The organism is Streptomyces sp. CB02400 (assembly GCF_001905725.1).
Taxonomy (GTDB): Bacteria; Actinomycetota; Actinomycetes; order Streptomycetales; family Streptomycetaceae; genus Streptomyces; species Streptomyces atrovirens.
Genome location: NZ_LIWB01000011.1, coordinates 190,841 through 210,355 on the forward strand (window position 1 = coordinate 190,841; position 19,515 = coordinate 210,355).

Annotated in this window: 17 protein-coding genes; 6 read left to right on the top strand and 11 right to left on the bottom strand. The window is 71.9% G+C overall.

From position 1 onward, the window contains the following. Nucleotides 1–31: 31 nt before the first annotated feature. From AMK33_RS25430 to AMK33_RS25440, 3 genes are read right to left on the bottom strand one after another with little or no spacing between them, the layout of a single operon-like run. Complete coding sequence (locus tag AMK33_RS25430) at nucleotides 32–694, bottom strand: response regulator (RefSeq protein ID WP_073935269.1); 663 nt, start codon at nucleotides 692–694, stop codon at nucleotides 32–34. Continuing rightward, nucleotides 691–1,848, bottom strand: coding sequence for a sensor histidine kinase (locus AMK33_RS25435; protein WP_073935270.1), 1,158 nt, complete (start codon nucleotides 1,846–1,848; stop codon nucleotides 691–693). Before AMK33_RS25435 ends, AMK33_RS25430 begins: the two co-directional genes overlap by 4 nt. Beyond that, nucleotides 1,845–2,681, bottom strand: coding sequence for a CPBP family intramembrane glutamic endopeptidase (locus AMK33_RS25440; protein ID WP_073935271.1), 837 nt, complete (start codon nucleotides 2,679–2,681; stop codon nucleotides 1,845–1,847). The genes AMK33_RS25435 and AMK33_RS25440 overlap by 4 nt, the downstream gene beginning before the upstream one ends. 636 nt (nucleotides 2,682–3,317) lie before the next feature. On the opposite strand from AMK33_RS25440, the gene AMK33_RS40565 reads away from it, so the two are divergent. The 6 genes from AMK33_RS40565 to AMK33_RS25475 all read left to right on the top strand — a co-directional run bounded on the left by AMK33_RS40565 (nucleotide 3,318) and on the right by AMK33_RS25475 (nucleotide 9,306). Beyond that, nucleotides 3,318–5,480: an FG-GAP-like repeat-containing protein gene (locus AMK33_RS40565; RefSeq protein WP_235618195.1), complete on the top strand. Its 2,163-nt coding sequence runs from the start codon at nucleotides 3,318–3,320 to the stop codon at nucleotides 5,478–5,480. Nucleotides 5,481–5,689: 209 nt separating this feature from the next. After that, the gene (locus AMK33_RS25455) at nucleotides 5,690–6,322 is read left to right on the top strand and encodes a hypothetical protein (RefSeq protein ID WP_201263081.1); all 633 of its coding nucleotides are present in this window, start codon (nucleotides 5,690–5,692) and stop codon (nucleotides 6,320–6,322) included. A 152-nt stretch (nucleotides 6,323–6,474) separates the two neighbouring features. After that, a complete protein-coding gene (locus AMK33_RS25460; RefSeq protein ID WP_073935273.1) occupies nucleotides 6,475–7,089 on the top strand; it encodes a sigma-70 family RNA polymerase sigma factor in 615 nt (204 codons plus the stop codon). A gap of 52 nt (nucleotides 7,090–7,141) precedes the next feature. Then, nucleotides 7,142–7,831, top strand: a complete 690-nt coding sequence (locus tag AMK33_RS25465) for a helix-turn-helix transcriptional regulator (protein ID WP_073935370.1) — start codon at nucleotides 7,142–7,144, stop codon at nucleotides 7,829–7,831. Continuing rightward, complete coding sequence (locus AMK33_RS25470; RefSeq protein WP_073935274.1) at nucleotides 7,828–8,805, top strand: threonine ammonia-lyase; 978 nt, start codon at nucleotides 7,828–7,830, stop codon at nucleotides 8,803–8,805. Before AMK33_RS25465 ends, AMK33_RS25470 begins: the two co-directional genes overlap by 4 nt. Before the next feature lie 141 nt (nucleotides 8,806–8,946). Further along, nucleotides 8,947–9,306: a cupin domain-containing protein gene (locus AMK33_RS25475; RefSeq protein WP_073935275.1), complete on the top strand. Its 360-nt coding sequence runs from the start codon at nucleotides 8,947–8,949 to the stop codon at nucleotides 9,304–9,306. Nucleotides 9,307–9,401: 95 nt separating this feature from the next. Here the strand turns inward: AMK33_RS25475 and AMK33_RS25480 are convergent, their stop codons facing one another. The 8 genes from AMK33_RS25480 to rhaI all read right to left on the bottom strand — a co-directional run bounded on the left by AMK33_RS25480 (nucleotide 9,402) and on the right by rhaI (nucleotide 19,345). Then, the gene (locus AMK33_RS25480) at nucleotides 9,402–10,712 is read right to left on the bottom strand and encodes an FtsX-like permease family protein (RefSeq protein WP_073935276.1); all 1,311 of its coding nucleotides are present in this window, start codon (nucleotides 10,710–10,712) and stop codon (nucleotides 9,402–9,404) included. A gap of 3 nt (nucleotides 10,713–10,715) precedes the next feature. Then, nucleotides 10,716–11,501 (bottom strand): ABC transporter ATP-binding protein, encoded by a 786-nt coding sequence (locus AMK33_RS25485; protein WP_201263082.1) that lies wholly within the window; start codon nucleotides 11,499–11,501, stop codon nucleotides 10,716–10,718. A gap of 123 nt (nucleotides 11,502–11,624) precedes the next feature. Then, the gene (locus AMK33_RS25490) at nucleotides 11,625–12,266 is read right to left on the bottom strand and encodes a LutC/YkgG family protein (protein ID WP_073935278.1); all 642 of its coding nucleotides are present in this window, start codon (nucleotides 12,264–12,266) and stop codon (nucleotides 11,625–11,627) included. Further along, nucleotides 12,263–13,741 carry a LutB/LldF family L-lactate oxidation iron-sulfur protein gene (locus AMK33_RS25495; RefSeq protein WP_073935279.1) on the bottom strand — a complete coding sequence of 493 codons (1,479 nt, stop codon included), beginning with the start codon at nucleotides 13,739–13,741 and terminating at the stop codon, nucleotides 12,263–12,265. The genes AMK33_RS25490 and AMK33_RS25495 overlap by 4 nt, the downstream gene beginning before the upstream one ends. Continuing rightward, the gene (locus tag AMK33_RS25500; protein WP_073935280.1) at nucleotides 13,738–14,493 is read right to left on the bottom strand and encodes a (Fe-S)-binding protein; all 756 of its coding nucleotides are present in this window, start codon (nucleotides 14,491–14,493) and stop codon (nucleotides 13,738–13,740) included. The genes AMK33_RS25495 and AMK33_RS25500 overlap by 4 nt, the downstream gene beginning before the upstream one ends. Before the next feature lie 73 nt (nucleotides 14,494–14,566). Continuing rightward, nucleotides 14,567–16,012: a rhamnulokinase gene (locus AMK33_RS25505; protein ID WP_073935281.1), complete on the bottom strand. Its 1,446-nt coding sequence runs from the start codon at nucleotides 16,010–16,012 to the stop codon at nucleotides 14,567–14,569. Then, nucleotides 16,009–18,048: a bifunctional rhamnulose-1-phosphate aldolase/short-chain dehydrogenase gene (locus AMK33_RS25510; protein ID WP_073935282.1), complete on the bottom strand. Its 2,040-nt coding sequence runs from the start codon at nucleotides 18,046–18,048 to the stop codon at nucleotides 16,009–16,011. The genes AMK33_RS25505 and AMK33_RS25510 overlap by 4 nt, the downstream gene beginning before the upstream one ends. A 136-nt stretch (nucleotides 18,049–18,184) precedes the next feature. Beyond that, on the bottom strand, nucleotides 18,185–19,345 hold the full coding sequence (gene rhaI / locus AMK33_RS25515; RefSeq protein ID WP_073935283.1) for an L-rhamnose isomerase: 1,161 nt from the start codon (nucleotides 19,343–19,345) through the stop codon (nucleotides 18,185–18,187). Nucleotides 19,346–19,515 lie beyond the last annotated feature (170 nt).

Consider the following 19,515-nt stretch of genomic DNA (forward strand, 5'->3'; position numbering starts at 1 on the left):
CGAGGCCGCGGCCCCGGCGCACCGCGACCGGTCAGGTCGCCAGGCCCCGGCGGTAGGCGTAGACCACCGCCTGGACGCGGTCGCGCAGGCCGAGTTTGGTGAGGATGCGGGAGACGAAGGTCTTCACGGTCTCCTGGCTGATCAGCAGGGCCGCGGCGATCTCGCGGTTGGACAGGCCGTCCGCGATGAGGCGGAGGACCTCCAGCTCGCGGGGGGTCAGGGGGATGTCCCGCGGCGCCCCGCCCTCGGCGGGGCGGATCCGGGCGGCGTACCGGCCCACGAGCTGGCGGGTCACCTCCGGGTCCAGCAGTGCCGCGCCCATGGCCACGGTCCGGATCCCGTGGAGCAGTTGGGACGGCGGCGCGTCCTTGAGCAGGAACCCGCTCGCCCCCGCGCGCAGCGCCTCGTAGACGTACTCGTCCAGGTTGAACGTCGTCACCACGAGCACCTTCACCGGATGCGGCACCCCCGCACCGGCCAGCAGGCGGGTGGCCTCGATGCCGTCGAGCACCGGCATGCGCACGTCCATCACCACGACGTCCGGACGGAGCCGGCCGACGAGGTCGACGGCGGCCTGCCCGTCGCCGCACTCGCCGGCCACCTCCAGGTCGGGCTGGGCGTCGATGATGGTCACCAGGCCGGTGCGGATCAGCATCTGGTCGTCGCAGACCAGGACCCGGATCGGTGCGGTCATGCCGCGTTCCCCGTCGGTATGCGGGCCCGTACGACGAAGCCGCCGCCCGCCTCCGGCCCCGCGCTGAAGTCGCCGCCCAGGACGTCGACCCGCTCCCGCAGGCCCGCCAGGCCCCGGCCGCTCCCGCCGGGGGAGGAGGACACCGGGGTGCCGGAACCGTCCGTGCCGACCTCCACGGTGATCTGCCGTTCGCTGTGCCGCACCTCGACCCGGGTGGCGTCGCCGTGGGCGTACTTGAGGGCGTTCGTCAGGGCCTCCTGCACGACCCGGTAGGCGACGAGGTCGGCGCTGCCGGTCGACGGCGCCGGCGTGCCCTCCTCGGTGAACTTCACCGGCTGCCCGGCCCGGCGGGTCTGCTCCACGAGCGTGAGGAGCCGGCCGACGGGCGGTGTCCTGGCCTCGGGGCCGTGGTCGGGGTTGAGCAGGTCGAGCAGGTGCCGCAGGTCGGTGATGGCCCGTCGGCCGGTGTCGGTGACGGCGGTCAGCGTCTGGTCCAGTCGGTCGGGTGCGGCGGTCAGATAGCGGGCCGCCTCGGCCTGCACGACCATGGCCGTCACATGATGGGTCACCACGTCGTGCAACTCGCGGGCGATCCGGGCGCGTTCGGCGGCGCGGGAGTCCTCGGCGACGCGGTGCCGGCGCTCGGCCTCCGCGACCCGGGTGGAGCGCAGCCACGCCCCGATGCCCCACGCGAGGGCCGCCGCCAGGTAGAACGTCACGAACTCGCTCACCGGCTCGCCCGGACCGAACCGGTGGAACGCGACCGTCAGCGCCACGTAGGCGACGGTGCACAGGGCCGCGGCGGTGCGCCGGTACCGCTCCAGATACGCCCCGGCGCTCAGCAGCGCGATGGGCAGCGCGGTGCCCGCGGGGGAGTGGTAGCCGCGGAGCTGGTCGAGGGCGAACCCGGCCACCACCAGGGCGAGACAGACGGCCGGCCACCGCCGGCGCACGGCGAGCGGAAGGGCCTGGAGGGCCACCGCCACGAAGGCGAGCGTGTCGAAGGGACGCTCCGGCACGCCGCCGACGAGCGTTCCGTGGTTCTGGAAGGCCGGCAGCAGCGACATGGAGAGGACGAGCAACCCGAGCAGAAGGTCCCTGACGGTGACGTCCAGCCGGTGCCACAGTTCCCGGAGCCGGTGGGGAGCGGTCACCGGGGCAGTCTAGCGGTGGCGTCGGCCCGCTCCGCGCGCCGACGGCGGGGCACCAGATTGCCGCGCCGGTGGGCCAGCCACAGGAACCCGATCGTCAGCAGCACACCGAACAGCACCGAGTACACGCTCCCCTCCGGGCCGAAGTCACCACCGGTGATCCACTTGTTGCCCGACGTCGTGGAGTCCAGCAGTCCCTGCTCGGTGTCGTTGCCCGAGACCACGGTGCTGAAGATGCCGCCCGCGGCGAAGTTCCAGCCGAAGTGCACACCGATCGGCACCCACAGGTTGCGGGTGGCGACGTACGCGGCGGCGAGCATGCCGCCGGCCTCGATCGCGATGGCGAAGGCGCCCCACACCGTGGCGTCCGGGTTGGGCAGGTGCGCAGCGCCGAACAGCAGCGCGGTCAGCGCCAGCGCGATCCAGGTTCCCAGGTACTCCTCGACGATCCGGAACAGCACCCCGCGGAACAGCAGTTCCTCGGTGACGGCGGCGGCGGCCATGAAGCCGAACAGCCCGGCGGTTCCGCTCAGTGAACCCAGGCCGTGCACCTCGTAGTTGCCGGAGGTGAAGAGGTTCGTGATGACCATCCCGAACATCACGAGGCCGATCAGCGTCCCCCGGCCGAGCGCCGGCGCGGCACCGGCCGGGTCCAGCTCCGTGACCGGCCGGCGCTCGGTCCGCCCCACCACCCACCGGTAGACCAGCACCGCGAGCACGGCGGTCAGCGTCCCGAGGGCGAACGTGAGCCACGGGTTGTCCCGCACCGCGTTCACGCTCTGTCCGCCTATGGCGGAGATCGCCGCCACGGCCAGGATCTGCCAGACCACTCTCATCGAGAACTCCTTCGTCGGACCCGCGGCCCAGCGCCGCGTGTCGTGACGGACGCTACGGATCCGGCGGCCGGGAATCGTCACCGCACAGTGGACACTTGCCCGTAGCTCGCTCGGGGGACAAGGCCCCGGCGTCCCGGCCCACGGTGCCCGTCGGCCGTCGCCCGGCGACGCTGTCACTGAAATGGATTTCTCCCTTCCTGGAGCGGAACTGGAGGGAGTCGTCCACTGTCCCTCCACGGTGAAATGGTGCAATCGATTGCAGTACGCCCGCCCGGGAGGCGTCGAGTGACCGGATGAATGTGGTGCATCAGCCCCTTTTTCACCGAACTTCCTTCTTCACCAACGCGGTTGACGCCCCCACAGTTCCCTAGTACCGTCCGCTGAAATCGATTTCTAAACGCCGGCCGGTCCGAGTCCACCGGGAGCACAGTCGATGCGCAGATCCGCTCAACCCCCCAGACCGGCAGGAGCCGTGGGCCGTGCCATGGCCACGGCCCTGCTCGTCCTCGGCACGGTGCTGACGGTCGTGCCGCCGAGTTCGGCCGCGACCGGTACGACGCCGTACGGACCGCGGAGACCCAGGCGACGGCCGCCGCCGGTTCGCCTCCGGCGAGCGACTTCTTCTCGACCGTCGCCGTGGACCCGGCGGCCACCGTCGGCGCGCCCGCGGCCGGCGACAACCGGGACCACGGTGACCTCTGGCCCAACTGCTGGTCCGACGACGACAACGTGTACGCCGCCTACGGCGACGGGACCGGCTTCGGCAGCGACTTCAGCGACATCGGAGTCGCGAAGATCTCCGGCATGCCCGGCACCCTGACCGGATCACAGCTCTCCACCGACGTCGGCCAGATATGGAGCGCGGGCCACAACCGCAAGCCCACCGGCATGGCCTGCGTCAACGGAGACCTCTACCTCGCGGTGCAGGACCTGGCGCACGACTTCAACGACGCCCCCGCCGCGACGATCGCCAGGTCCACCGACAAGGGCCGCACCTGGACCTGGGACCGCAACCGGCCGATGTTCGGCGGCGGCGTCTTCACCACGGTGATGTTCCTGGACTGCGGCAAGAACTACGCCAACGCCCCCGACGACTACGTCTACGCCTACGGCCTGGACCACAACTGGCGGGACTCCTTCGACAACACCGTCCCCGACCCCGTCGACCTGTACCTGGCCCGCGTCCACAAGAACTCCGTCATGGACGAGAACGCCTGGCAGTACATGTCCGGCACGGACACCTCCGGCAACCCGGTCTGGTCCACGGAGATCTCGCAGCGCGAGCCCGTCCTCCACGACGACCGGCGCGTCTACCAGAACGTCCTCACCCCCGGCCGGGCACGCGACATGACGGTCCTCAGCCAGGGCGGCGTCGTCTACAACAAGCCGCTGAACCGCTACATCTACACCTCGTGGACCGAGTACACCTTCGAGTTCTACGAGTCCCCGACCCCCTGGGGCCCCTGGAAGCACTTCGCGACCAAGGACTTCGGCGGCTACCCCTGGACCCACTCCAAGCACGGCGGCTACGCGACCACGATCCCGTCGAAGTACATCAGCGCCGACGGCAAGTCGATGTGGCTCCAGTCCAACGTCTGCCCCTGCGGCGGCGGTTACCCGCAGGGCGACCACTACGCGTACACCTTCTCCCTGCGGAAGCTGAGCCTGGAGCCGCGCCGCGACACCACTCCCGGCAACGCCGCCGACCCGGGCCGCGACCTCGCCCGCGAACCCGGCACCGTGCCGATCCAGCGGGCCACCCACTTCGGCAAGGACGCCTTCTACGCCGACGGCAACCGCGACCAGAGCGAGGACGACTGGAACGACGAGCGCAAGGACGCCAGTTGGTGGGGCTACACCTGGCCGCGCCAGTACATGATGAACAAGGTCACCTACACCACGGGCGACATGTTCGCGGACGGCGGCTGGTTCGCCGGTGACCTGAGGGTGCAGGTACGGCGCGACAACCGGTGGGTGGACGTGTCGGGGCAGCGCGTGGGGCCCGAGTATCCGTACGGCAACTCCGCGGGCGCGCACCGGACATACACCTTCTCCTTCGACCCGACGGCGGGCGACGGCGTGCGGATCGTCGGACGGCCGGGCGGGGAGAAGACCTTCACCTCCATCGCGGAGCTCGAGGTCCACTACGGCGACGCCGGTGGCCTGATGCTCGGCGGTTCACCGACCGATGTGACCGGTGACGGCAAGGACGACATCGTCACGTTCACCCGCGGCACCGCCGCGGAGGTCTACGCGGTCCCCTCGGACGGCACCGCGTTCACCGGTGGGGGCAAGTGGAACGACCACTTCGCCCCCGCCGGGGAGACGCCGCTCACCGGTGACTTCAACGGCGACGACAAGGACGACGCGGTCACCTTCACCCACGGCACGAACGCGGACGTGTATGTCGCCGCCTCCGACGGCGACTCCTTCGGTACGGGCCAGAAGTGGCACGACCACTTCGCCCCCGGCCGTGAGGTGCCCGCGGTGGGCGACTTCGACGGCGACGGCATCGACGACATCATCACGTTCTCCCGCGAGGGCACGGCCGACGTGTATGTCTCCCTCTCGGACGGCGGCACCTTCGGCACGAGCGGGAAGTGGCACGACGACTTCGCGCCCTGGGCCCAGTTCCCGGCGGTCGGCGACGTCGACGGGGACGGCCTGGACGACATCGTCGCCTTCACCCACAACGACCTGGCCGACGTCTACGTGAACGTGTCCAACGGCACGGACGGCTTCGTCGACGGACGCAAGTGGCACGACTTCTTCGGCCTCGCCGGAGAGACGAGCCTCTGACCCCACCCGCCCCACCCCTGACCGGCCCGGCCGGCCGCGGTTCCCGATTCCCCGTACGGGACCGCGGCCGGCCGGGCCCTTCCGTTTCCCTCCCATTCCGGCCGCTCGAATGGTGTCCTGGATCACATGTCCGGGAATGAATTGCGAGCGCGGGAGGAACCGTATCCACGGGTGACCTGTTGGGGCCCGGAGTGCGACGATGAGGGGCCATGACTGCTGGGTGGGGTGCTCGCACGGGGCGGGCCGCGGTGTTCGCGGCCGTCTGTGTCGTGCTCGCCGCCCTGGGGCACGTCATGATGTCCGGCGACCACGTTCCCCTCTGGACGCTGGCGGCCGGCTGGATCGTGACCGGTGCCGTGGGCTGGGGGCTCGCGGGGCGTGAGCGCGGACTGCCGCTGATCACCGCCGTCGCCGTCGCCGCCCAGACGGTTATGCATTCGGCCTTCTCGCTCGTGAGCCCTTCCGCCGGCTCCATGGACACGGGAGCGATGCCGCACGGCATGCACACCATGCCCATGCCCACGGGGGCGAGCACGGGCATGGAGGGGCACACGGCGCCCTCCGGCGACTCCTCCGCCGGCATGCTCGCCGCCCACCTGCTGGCCGCACTGCTGTGCGGGCTGTGGCTCGGGTACGGCGAGCGGGCGGTGTTCCGGGTGCTGCGGGCCGTCGGCGGATGGCTGGCCGCCCCGGCGCGGCCGCTGTTCCTCACGCCGGTGCCGCCGCGCCGTCCGGCCCTCCGCGTCCGTCGGCGCCGCCGCTCGCACCGCGCGCCGCGTCTCCTCCTCCTCGTCCACGCGATCACCTCACGCGGTCCGCCCGCCGGGGCCGCTGCCGCCTGACGGCAGCCGGTGACACCCCGGGCCGCCCCTGCGCGCCCCGGGCTCCGGCCGTGTGCCGGTACAGCCCTGTTCCGCGTACCGCCCGCGGCCGTACCCCCGCAGCCGGGCCCGCGCACGCCCGCGGTTCCCGGTTCCTCCGCGAAGGACCTCAGGTGATCACTTCCACCCTGCCCACCCCTGCCGGAAGACCCACCGACGACACGGCGACCGCCTGGGCGCTGGCCGCCCGCGGCGGTGACTCCGACGCCGTCGACCGCTTCGTCCGCGCCCTGCACCGTGACGTCATCCGCTACGTCGCCCGGCTGTGTGCCGACCCGCAGGCGGTGGACGATCTGACCCAGGACACGTTCCTGCGGGCACTCGGCAGCCTGCACCGGTTCGAGGGACGTTCCTCGGCACGCACCTGGCTGCTCGCCATCGCCCGCCGCGCGGTGGCCGACAGCCACCGGTACACGGCCGTACGGCCCCGGACGGCGGATGTCTCCGACTGGCAGCTGACCGTGGAACGGGCGCAGCCGCGCGGGCTGCCCGGATTCGACGACGGGATCGTGCTGCTCGACCTGCTGGACCGGCTGCCGGAAGAGCGGCGCGAGGCGTTCGTCCTCACGCAGTTGCTCGGGCTGCCGTACACGGAGGCGGCGGCCCTCGGCGGCTGCCCGGTCGGCACCGTCCGTTCCCGGGTCGCCCGTGCGCGGACGGCCCTCGCCGCCCTCGTCACCGAGGCGGAGGAGGTGGACACGGCCGTACGGAAAACTGCTCTGGACTGAGAATCCAGTACCTGGACGTGTAGTCTAAGGAAAGAGGACGGGAGGTGTGCTCATGGTGGCCGCGCAGGGCCGGGACGCCGAGCGGGACGCGATCCTCGCCGCACTGGCGCCGCTCGTCGACGGGATCGCCGCGACGTTCGGGCCGGTCTGCGAGGTGGTGCTGCACGACTACCGCCGCCCGGAGGGATCGGTGGTCGCCGTGGCCGGCTCCGTGACCGGGCGGACGGTGGGCGGGGCGATGAGCGAGATCGGCATGCGGATGCTGGCCCGCGGCGACGAGGCCGCCGACGAGCTCAACTACGTCACCCGGACCGGGACCGGCACCCTCGTGAAGTCCTCCACGATGATGCTGCGGGACTCCGCGGGAGCGGTGTTCGGCGCCCTGTGCGTCAACGTCGACGCCACCGCCGTCGGCCAGGCGCACACCCTGCTCGGCGCCCTCGCCGGTCTCGGCACCGGTTCCGCCGAACCACCGACGACCGCCTTCGGCAATGACATCGACTCCGTGGTCGAGGCGATCGTCGACGCCCACCAGTTGCGGCAGCACCGGGGCTGGGCCCAGCTCGACCGCGAGGAACGGCTGCGGCTGTTCCGGGACCTGGACGCCCGCGGTGTCTTCGCCGTGCGGCGCGCGGTCGAGCAGGTCGCCGGCCGGCTCGGCATCTCCCGCGCCTCCGCCTACAGCTACCTCTCCCGGTCCAGGACGACGACCGACCCGACCCCCGCCGGAGGCACCACGTGACGACCACCACCCCGCCGGTCACCCTCGACGACGTCCGCTCCGCCGCCGAGCGCCTCAAGGGCGTCGCACACCGCACGCCCGTCCTGCGCTCCCGCACCCTGGACGCGCTCGCCGGCGCCGAGGTGCACCTCAAGTGCGAGAACCTCCAGCGCGTGGGCGCCTTCAAGTTCCGCGGCGCCTACAACGCGGCCTCCCGGCTCACCCCCGACGAGCTGTCCCGGGGCATCGCCGCCTACTCCTCCGGGAACCACGCCCAGGCCGTCGCCCTGGCCGCCCGGGAGCTGGGAACCACCGCCGTCATCGTCATGCCCGAGGACGCCCCGCCGTCGAAGCGGGCGGCCACCGAGGGGTACGGCGCCGAGATCGTCACCTACGACCGGTACACCGGCGACCGGGTCGCCATCGCCGAGGCCCTCGCCGCCGAGCGGGGCCTGACCCTCGTACCGCCCTACGAGCACCCGCACATCATCGCGGGGCAGGGCACGGCGGCCCTCGAACTCGTCGAGGAAACGGGGGAGCTGGGTGTACTGCTCGCGCCGGTCGGCGGCGGGGGACTGATCGCCGGAAGCGCCACCGCGGTCAAGGGCCTGCACCCCGAGACCCGGGTGATCGGCGTGGAGCCGGAGGCCGGGGACGACACCAAGAGGTCCCTGGAGGCAGGCCGGCGCGTCAGCATCCCCGTCCCGCGCACCATCGCCGACGGCCAGGCCCTGCACACCCCGGGCGAGCTGACGTTCTCCCTCAACCGGCGGCTCCTGGACGGGATCGTGCTGGTCGGGGACGACGAGATCAGGGACGCGATGCGGTTCGCCTTCGAGCGGCTGAAGATCGTCCTGGAGCCGAGCGGCGCCACCCCGCTCGCCGCACTGCTCACCGGCCGCGCGGGCCCTCTCCCGCCCCGCGTCGGCCTGATCCTGTCCGGCGGCAACATCGACGCCGACCGCTTCGCCCGGCTCTGCGGTCCGGGCGACTGACCTGCCGACTTCACCCGAATGGCGGCCCCGAGTGGACGGACGGACGATGGAGTGGTGGGGCCCGGCCCCCGCCGGTGCCGTGTGAGGCGGACGGAGACCGGACCCGGCCGCGCAGGGCGACGGTCGGAAGGGAACAGGGTCATGCTCGAGATCAAGACGCTGGACAAGCCGGACGAGAGGCGCGACTTCCCCAGGGGACACCTGGAAGCCGTCCATATGACAGGGCTGGACTTCGCCGTGGCCACCTTCGAGCCGGGGTGGCGCTGGTCCGAGTCCGTCGGTCCCATCGCGGGAACGGAAAGCTGCCAGATCCACCACAACGGCTATGTCGTCCAGGGCCGTATGCACATCCGCATGGACGACGGCGCGGAGCAGGAGGTCGGCCCCGGAGACGTCTTCGTCTGCGCACCGGGCCACGACGCGTGGGTCGTCGGCGACGACCAGGTCGTGGTGCACGACTTCGCGGGCGGCATGGCCCAGGACTACGCCAAGGCCGACTAGTCCGGCACACCGGCCGGCCGGGGCCCGTTCCCCGGCCGCGGGAAACAGCCGAGGGGCGCCCGCCGCGGCGGACGCCCCTGGTGACCGGGCAGGGGTCACGCGGCCGGCGCGACCGCCCGTACCGCCGGCGTGCGCAGCACGCGCCGGGCCGTGACCAGGCTGGTGCCGAGGGTCGCCGCCGCGGTCACCGACACCATGGCGAGCCACGTGCCGAGGAACTGGTCCGGCAGCACCCCGTCGGTGCGGACGACCGTGAACGGGACGACCCCGGCCAGCGCGGCCATCGTGCCGAAGAACACCCCCGCGACCGTGAGGATCGCGCCCTCGGCACCCACCACGCCGAGCACCTGCCTCGGAGTGGCCCCCGCCAGACGCTGCTGCCCGAACTCACGGGAGCGGTAGGTCGTGGCGGCGTACAGCGAGTTGACCAGCATGACGCAGACGAAGACGGCGATGATGCCGACGACCGTGAGGTTGAGCGTCTCCAGGTTCTTCGCGTCGACCGACTTCACCAGACCCGAGGCCGCGACGGCGTCGCTCTCCACCGCCTGCATGGTGAGCGTCGCCGTGGACACGGCCGTGAACATGATCAGTGACACCAGGATCCCGGCGAGCTCCCCGGCTCGCTGCCGAAGGTTCCGCACGGCCAGCCACCCGCTCGCCCCGCTCAGCACCAGCCGGTCGAGCAGACCCTTCAGCAGCCGCGGCGCCAGCAGCGCGAACCCCACCGAGAGCATGATCGCCCCTTGGGCGGGCGGCGCCATCAGCATCTCGTCCGTCGCGGAGAACAAGAAGGTGGAGCAGACCCCGGTGGCACCGGCGGCCAGCGCCCCATAGGCCAGGAACCGCCGGGCCCCGGCACGCTCCTTGCGGCGTCGCGTCACCCGCCGCACGGCGAGGAACGCGGCGCCCGCCGCCGCGAGCAGTGTGATGTTCACGCCGGAGACCAGTGCGATCGGCCCGAAGGAGTACTCGACCGACCGCGCGACCTGGCCGCCGTCCTGGAACATGTCCAGCAGCACCCGCCCGCCGAGCATCGCCGGGCCGATCGCCAGCGCGGCGCCCACCAGGGCCACGGCCACCGCCTCGCCCACGACCATCCGCTTGATCTGCGCCGGGGTCGCCCCCGAGCAGCGCAGCAGCTCCAGCTCGGCCGCCCGCTGCCGCACGTTCACCGTCAGCGTCGAGGCGACGGCGAAGAACACCAGCAGCGTGCCGTACCCGCCGACCACGCCGGCCGCCGTGCCCAGCGTGTCGGAGCTCACCGGGTCCACGCCCGGCTGCCCGGCCGTGTCGTGCATCGAGTTGAACGTCATGATGATCGCCGCGCCCAGGAAGGCGGACAGCAGCGTCGCGAGGAACCGTCCGGGCCGTTGCCGGATCGACCGCAGGGCCAGTACGAACACGGCTCACACCCCCGCCATCGTGTCGTCGCCCAGGTGCGCCAGCCGTTCGGCCACCGCGTCCGCCGTCGGCGCGTCCATCCGGCCGGCGAGACGGCCGTCCGCGAGGAACAGCACACTGTCGGCGTAGGAGGCGGCGACCGGGTCGTGCGTCACCATCACCACGGTCCGCCCGTGCACCCGCACCGCCTCCTGGAGCAGCCGCAGCACCTCCCGCGCGCTGCGCGTGTCCAGGGCACCGGTCGGCTCGTCCGCGAAGATCACCCGAGGTTCGGTGACCAGCGCCCGCGCGATCGCGACCCGCTGCCGCTGACCGCCGGAGAGCTGGTCGGGCCGGTGCCCGAGCCGGTCGCCGAGGCCGACGGCGGTGAGGATCTCCCGCGCCCGCCTCCGGTCCACGCGCCTGCCGGCCAGCTTCAGCGGCAGCACGGTGTTCTGCGCGACGGTCAGCGTCTCCAGCAGGTTGTACTGCTGGAAGACGAACCCGATCCGCCCGCGCCGGAACTTCGTCAGCTCCGCCTCGCCGCCGCCCGTCAGCTCGGTCCCGTCGACCCGCACGATCCCGCTGTCCGGCCGGTCCAGACCCGCCGCGCACTGCAACAGCGTCGACTTGCCCGAGCCGGACGGCCCCATCACCGCGGTGAACGTGCCCCGGGCCAGCCCGAGCGTCACCCCGTCGAGGGCGGTCACGGCGCTGTCCGCCGTCCCGTAGGACTTGGTGACCTTGACCAGGCGCAGTGCCTCGGGGGCGGGTCCCGAGTCGTGGTCGCGTCGTGCGCCGTTGCGAAACATCGTCATCTCCTCCGTCCGGCACGTCCTGTGCCATGCCGAAGACGCTACGGAGGAGACGGCCGCACCACATTGGGCGCAGAACCCGTATCGGGGGGTGTAGTCAGGGACACCCCCCGAGGGGGCTCACCCGACCAGCACGACCTCCAGGGCGCGCGGTCCGTGCACGCCCTCCACCCGGTCGAGTTCGATGTCACTGGTCGCCGAGGGGCCGGAGATCCAGGTGAGCGGGCGGGCCGGGTCGAGGCGTTCGAGCGCCTGGGGGACGGAGGAGACGACCTGGTCCGGGACGCGGACCACACAGATGTGGTGGTCGGGGACGAGGGTGATGCGGCGCCTGCCCTGGTCGGGGGAGCCGTCCAGCACGATCGTGCCCGTCTCCGCGACGGCGACCGCGCAGGCGGTGACCACACTGTCGACCCGGTCCAGCTCCCGCGGGGTGCTCTCCGCCAGGTCCGCCACCCGCGTCACCTCCGTCGACGCGAGCCAGCCCTCGTCGAGACCGGGCGGCACCAGCACCGACGACGCGCCGCGCGCCGCGAGCAGCCCGGCGACGACACCGGCCAGCCCGGCCACGTCCGTACGGTGCACGATGGCCCGGTAGTCGGCCAGGTTCTCCGCGAGAAGATCCACCGTCTCCTCGACGGTGCGCTCACCGTGCTCGCGCAGATAGTCACGGGCGACCGCCCGCTCGTACGGGGTGTCGTCGCGCGGTACGTCGGCGAGGGCCCGCCGCACCCGGCCCAGGATCCGTTCCCTGCTGCTCACTTGGCCGCTCCCTTCCCGCCCCGCGTACGCTGCCACCAGTCCCGGAACGGCTCCGCCGGCACCGGCGGCAGGTCCCGGGTCCCGCTCCACGCCCGGCCGGGTCCCGGCAGGGTGCGCGGATGGAGGCGGCGGGTGCGCGAGGCGAGCCGCTGGCCGGTGCGCAGGGCTCCGGGGTGCGCGAACGCCCAGCGGGCGGCGCGCATCGCGGCACGCTCGGCGGCGTGCCCCTTGGCCGGCTTGAGCACCACCTTGTTGCCGCCCCGGGTCACCTCCCCGCCCTGAGCCACCCGCTCCCGCAGGTGCACCAGCACCTCGGGGATGTCGATGGCGACCGGGCACACCTCGTAGCAGGCCCCGCACAGCGACGAGGCGTACGGCAGGGACGCGTCGATCTCGCTCCCGGTGCCCCGGAGTTGAGGGCTGAGGATGGCGCCGATCGGGCCCGGATAGACCGAGCCGTAGGCGTGGCCGCCGGCCCGCTCGTACACCGGGCACACGTTCAGACAGGCCGAGCAGCGGATGCAGCGCAGCGCCTGCCGGCCCACCTCGTCGGCGAGGGTGTCGGTGCGGCCGTTGTCCAGCAGGACCAGGTGGAAGTCGCGCGGCCCGTCCTCGTCGGTGGTGCCGGTCCAGGTGCTCGTGTACGGGTTCATCCGCTCGGCGGTCGAGGAGCGCGGCAGGGTCTGCAGGAACACCTCCAGGTCCCGCCAGGTCGGCACGGTCTTCTCGATGCCGACGACCGAGATCAGCGTCTCGGGCAGCGTCAGGCACATCCGCCCGTTGCCCTCGGACTCCACCACCACCAGCGTGCCGGTCTCGGCGACCATGAAGTTGGCGCCGGAGATGCCCACCTTGGCGCGCAGGAACTTCTCCCGCAGGTGCAGCCGCGCCGCCTCCGCGAGTTCGGCGGGCGTGTCCGTCAGCCCCTCGGGGGCGGGGCGGCCCCACTCGCTCATCTCGCGGGCGAAGATCTCCCGGATCTCCCCGCGGTTGCGGTGGATCGCCGGCACCAGGATGTGCGAGGGCCGGTCCTTGCCCAACTGCACGATCAGCTCGGCGAGATCGGTCTCGTAGGCGGCGATGCCCTCCGCCTCCAGGGCCTCGTTGAGCCCGATCTCCTGCGTGGCCATCGACTTGACCTTGACGACCTCCGACTCACCGGTCGCCTTCACCAGTTCGGTGACGATCCGGTTGGCCTCGTCGGCGTCCGTGGCCCAGTGCACGGTGCCGCCCGCCGCCGTCACCGACTCCTCCAACTGCTCGAGGTAGCGGTCGAGATGAAGGAGCGTGTGGTCCTTGATCCGCTTGCCGGCCTCGCGCAGCTCGGCCCAGTCGGACACCTCCGCGACGGCGCCCGCCCGCTTGGCCCGGATGGTGTGCGTGGCGTGCCGCAGATTGCCGCGCAGGGTGGTGTCGCGCACGGCGTCCCGCGCGGCGGCGGGAAACGCGGGCATGCCTACGAACGTTCCGCTCATACGGCCGGCTCCTCCTCCGTGCTCGCCAGGATCTCCGCGATGTGCACCGGCCGCATCCCGGTCCGCAGCCTGGTCATCGTTCCGCCGATGTGCATCAGACAGGAGTTGTCCGCCGCGCACAGCACCTCGGCGCCCGTCGACTCGGCGTTGCGCACCTTGTCGGTGCCCATCGCCGCCGAGACGTCGGAGTTCTTCAGCGCGAAGGTGCCGCCGAAGCCGCAGCACTCCTCGGCGCCCGGCAGCTCGGCCAGCTCCAGCCCCTTCACCGCCCGCAGCAGCCGCAGGGGCCGCTCGCCCAGGCCCAGCCCGCGCAGCCCGTGACAGGTCGGGTGGTAGGTCACCTTGTGCGGGTAGTACGCCCCGACGTCCGTCACCCCCAGCACATCCACCAGGAACTCCGTCAGCTCGTACGTCTTCGGCACCACCGGCGCCAGCGTCGCCGCGAGGGTGTCCCCGCGGCCCTCCGCCCGGGCCCGCTCACCCATCCGCGGATACAGCTCCCGCACCATCGCCCCGCACGACCCGGACGGCGTCACGATCGCCTCGTACTCCCCGAAGACATCGGAGAAGTGCCGGGCGAGCGGCTCGGCCTCGTGCCGGTAGCCCGTGTTGTAGTGCGCCTGACCGCAACAGGTCTGCGCCATCGGGAAGTCGACGTCGACGCCCAGCCTGGTCAGGAGTTTCACCACGGCGCGCCCGGTGTCCGGATAGAGCGTGTCGTTGACACAGGTCAGGAACAGTGCGACACGCATCGCGGCTCCTAGTGAATCGATCATCGGGTGAATGCAGGGTAGTGGGGGAGCGGGGGCCCCGGGGGAGACCCCGTCAGCCCCGGGCGAGCCGGGCCTGCGCCGCCTGCCACCGCTGCGTACCGCCGCGCGGTTCGTACCGCGTCAGCAGCTGGGTGCGGGTGAGCAGCCGCCGCATCCCGGCCAGGTCGCCGACCAGGCCGTGGGCACGGGCCTGCACCAGCACATTGCCCAGCGCCGCCGCCTCCGTCGGCCCGGACACCACCGGCAGCCCGCAGGCGTCGGCGGTGAGCTGGCACAGCAGGGCGTTGCGGGTGCCGCCGCCCACGATGTACACGACGTCGGCCGACTGCCCGGCGAGGCGCTGCGCATCCTCGACGGCCTTGCGGTGGGCCAGGGCCAGCGAGTCGAGGATGCAGCGGGTGATCTCGGCGGGCGTGGCCGGCACGGGCTGCCCCGAGTCCCGACAGGCCTCGGCGATCCGCTCCGGCATCCGCCCCGGTGCGAGGAACGCCGCGTCCCCGGCGTCCACCACCGACCGCAGCGCCGGCACCTTGGCCGCGTCGAGCAGCAGTGCGCCCAGATCCGGCTGCCCCCAGGCCCGTACGCACTCCTGGAGCAGCCACAGGCCCATGATGTTGCGCAGATAGCGGACCGTGCCGTCCAGCCCCAGCTCGTTGGTGAAGTTGGCGGCCCGGCTCTCCTCGGTGAGCACCGGCGCGTCCAGCTCCAGGCCGGCCAGCGACCAGGTGCCGGTGCAGATGTACGCGAACCGCTCGCCGTCCGCCGGGATGGCGGCCACCGCGGACGCGGTGTCGTGCGAGCCGACCGCCGTCACCGGGACCGGCCCGGCCAGCCCGGCCTCCTCCAGCACCTCGGGCCGCAGCACCCCGGCCGCGTCCCCCGGCTGCCGCAACGGCGCGAACAGCGAGAGGTCGATGCCCAGCCGCTCCGCGACCCCGTGCGCCCAGTCGCGGGTGCGCGGGTCGATCAGCTGGGTGGTCGAGGCGTTGGTCAGCTCCGTGCCCTGCTCACCGGTCAGCCAGTACGTCAGCAGATCCGGAATCAGCAACAGCCGCCGGGCCCGCGCCAGTTGGGCCGACTCACGGGCCGCCGTCAACTGGTACAGCGTGTTGAACGGCGCGTACTGCAGACCGGTCGCCGCGTACAGCTCCTCGGCGGGCACGGTCGCCCACACCTTCTCCGCGATCCCGTCGGTACGGCTGTCGCGGTAGTGCACCGGGTTGCCGAGCAGCGCCCCGTCCGCGTCCAGCAGCCCGTAGTCCACGGCCCAGCTGTCGATGCCGACGGAGTCCACCGCGCCGGCCGCCTTCAGCCCGTCCAGCACCCCGGCGTACAGCCCCAGCACGTCCCAGCGCAGCCCCTCGGGCACCCGCACCGGCCGGTTCGGGAAGCGGTGGGCCTCGGTCAGCTCCAGGCTGTCGGGGCCGACGCGGCCGACCATGACGCGCCCGCTGGACGCGCCGAGGTCGACCGCGGCGTAGGACTTCACGGCGCTCATCGCAGGAACGCGGCGGCGACGCCGGCGTCGACCGGGACGTGCAGTCCGGTGGTGTGGGTGAGGTCGCCGCCGGTCAGCGCGAACACGGCGTTCGCCACGTGCTCGGGCAGCACCTCGCGCTTCAGCAGCGTCCGCTGGGCGTAGAACTCGCCCAGCTTCTCCTCCGGCACCCCGTACACGGCGGCGCGCTTGGCGCCCCAGCCGCCCGCGAAGATCCCGGAACCGCGCACCACACCGTCCGGGTTGACGCCGTTGACCCGGATGCCGTGCTCACCCAGCTCGGCGGCGAGCAGGCGCACCTGGTGGGCCTGGTCGGCCTTGGTCGCCGAGTAGGCGATGTTGTTGGGGCCGGCGAACACGGCGTTCTTCGACGCGATGTAGACGATGTCCCCGCCCAGCTCCTGCGCGGTCATCACCCGGGCCGCCTCGCGCGAGACGAGGAAGGAACCGCGGGCCATGATGTCGTGCTGGAGGTCCCAGTCCTTCGCGGACGTCTCGAGCAGCGGCTTGGAGATCGAGATCCCGGCGTTGTTCACCACCAGGTCGACCCCGCCGAAGGCGAGCACGGCGGCCTTGAAGGCACCGGCGATCTGCTCCTCGGAGGTGACGTCGACGGTCACGGCGACGGCCTTGTCGGAGCCGCCCAGCTCCTCGGCGACCCGCTCGGCGTTCTCCCCGTTCAGGTCGGCCACGACGACACACGCGCCCTCGGCCACCAGCCGCTGGGCGATCGCCTTGCCGATCCCGCTGCCCGCACCCGTCACCAGAGCTACCCGCGTCGCGAGCGGCTTGGGCTTCGGCATCCGCTGGAGCTTGGCCTCCTCCAGCGCCCAGTACTCGATGCGGAACTTCTCCGACTCCTCGATCGGCGCGTACGTGGAGACCGCCTCGGCCCCGCGCATCACGTTGATCGCGTTGATGTAGAACTCGCCGGCCACGCGCGCGGTCTGCTTGTCCTTGCCGAAGCTGAACATGCCCACACCCGGCACCAGCACGATCGCCGGGTCGGCGCCGCGCATCGCGGGGGAGTCGGCCTCCGCGTGCCGCGTGTAGTAGGCGGCGTACTCCTCGCGGTAGGCCGCGTGCAGCTCCTTCAGCCGGGCGACCGCCTCGTCCAGCGGGGCGGACGGCGGCAGGTCCAGGACCAGCGGCCGGACCTTGGTGCGCAGGAAGTGGTCCGGGCAGGAGGTCCCCAGCGCGGCCAGCCGCGGGTGCTCGGCGCGGGCCAGGAAGTCCAGTACGGCGTCGGAGTCGTCGAAGTGCCCGACCTGCGGCCGGTCCTGCGAGGCGACGGCCCGCACATACGGCGCCAGCGCGGCGGCCCGCTCCCGCCGCTCCTCCTCGGACAGCGCCTCGTACCCCTCGATCACCGGCCCGAACGGCTCCGGCCGGCCGCGCTCGGCGAGGAACGCCTCGGCGGTGCGGATGATGTGCAGCGAGTTCCGCTCGCACTCCTCGGAGGTGTCACCCCACGCGGTGATGCCGTGCCCGCCCAGCACACACCCGATGGCCTGGGGGTTGGCCTCCTTCACGGCGGCGATGTCCAGCCCGAGCTGGAAACCGGGCCGCCGCCACGGCACCCACACCACGGTGTCGCCGAAGCACTCGGCGGTCAGCTTCTCGCCGTCGGCGGCACAGGCGAGCGCGATGCCGGAGTCGGGGTGCAGATGATCCACGTGCGCGGCGTCGACGAGCCCGTGCATCGCGGTGTCGATCGAGGGCGCCGCACCCCCCTTGCCGTGCAGGCAGTAGTCGAACGCGGCGACCATCTCGTCCTCACGCTCGACCCCCGGATACACGTCGACGAGCGCCCGCAGCCGATCCAGCCGCAACGCGGCCAGCCCCGCCTCGGCGAGCGTCCCGAGATCCCCCCCGGACCCCTTGACCCACATCAACTCGACATCACCCCCGGTGACGGGGTCGGTCTCGGTGCCCTTGGCGGAGGTGTTGCCACCGGCGTAGTTGGTGTTACGGGGATCAGCACCGAGCCGGTGCGATCGAGCGAGCAGAGCGGCAGCTTCGGCGTTGGTTGCCATGAACTTCAGTTCCTTCTCAGAAGAGGGTGAGTAAAGAAGGGGCGCGGGGCTGTGTTGAATTTGCGGCCACCGCCGCGCGGGCGCGACCAGCCACAGACGGCCGGCAGCCCGCGACGAACAGGAACCCGGCAGACGCTCACGCCCCCCAACCGGCCTGCTCCCCACCAACCCGCTCGGCAACGATCTTCTCCGCCCACCCGGACCGCCGATAGGCAGCAATGGGCTCGGGGTCCAACCCCATCTCCCCCCGGACCTCACAAAGAAGCGGACGCACGTCCGTGTTGTACGCGTCCATCAACACGGCGTTCGCCTCAAGCACGTCCCCCGCCCGCTGAGCCTCACCCAACGCCGCCTGGTCAACCAGCAGCGCCTTGGCCGTGGCCTCCTGGACGTTCATGACGGAACGGATGATCGCCGGGACCTTCGCCTCGATGTTGTGGCACTGGTCCAGCATGAACGCCACCTCGGGAGTGAACCCACCCCCACGGATCACCTCGTACATGATCCGGAACAACTGGAACGGGTCGGCGGCGCCGACCATCAGGTCGTCGTCCGCGTAGAACCGCGAGTTGAAGTCGAACCCGCCGAGCTTCCCCTCCCGCAGCAGCGTCGCCACGATGAACTCGATGTTGGTCCCCGGAGCGTGGTGGCCCGTGTCGACGACGACCTGCGCCTTCGGCCCCAGCTTCAGGCAGTGCGCGTAAGCGGTGCCCCAGTCCGGCACGTCCGTCGTGTAGAACGCCGGCTCGAAGAACTTGTACTCCAGCAGCATCCGCTGGTCGTCCCCGAGCCGCTCGTACACCTCGGCGAGCCCTTCGGCGAGCCGGTCCTGCCGGGCGCGGATGTCGTCCTGTCCGGGGTAGTTCGTCCCGTCGGCGAACCACAGCTTCAGGTCCTTGGAGCCGGTCGCGTCCATGATGTCGACGCACTCCAGCAGATGGTCGACGGCCTTCCTGCGCACCGCCGCGTCCGGGGCGCAGATGCTGCCGAGCCTGTAGTCGTCGTCCTGGAAGGTGTTGGAGTTGATCGCGCCGAGCCTCACCCCGCGGTCCTCGGCGTGCTTGGCCAGCGCCGCGTAGTCCTCGACCTTGTCCCACGGGATGTGCAGCGCCACGGTCGGCGCGACACCCGTGAACGCGTGCACCTGGGCCGCGTCGTCCAGTTTCTCCTGCGGAGTGCGGGGGACGCCCTGTTGTGCGAACACCTTGAACCGGGTCCCCGAGTTCCCGTACGCCCAGGACGGCGTCTCCACGGCCTGTGTCTTGAGAGCGGCTTTCACCGCGGCGAGCTCGGTCACGTCAGGGCTCCTGTGACATCGGGTCGTAACGACCACTGAGTGAAACGATTCAGAACGGGAAGCTATGGGTCTCCCGAAGGGGTGTCAACCCCTCCGGCGAAGACCGTCCTCCGTGACCAGGCCGAGACCTGAAGCTCTCGAAAGTTTTTCGACCGGGACCCATTGACGTG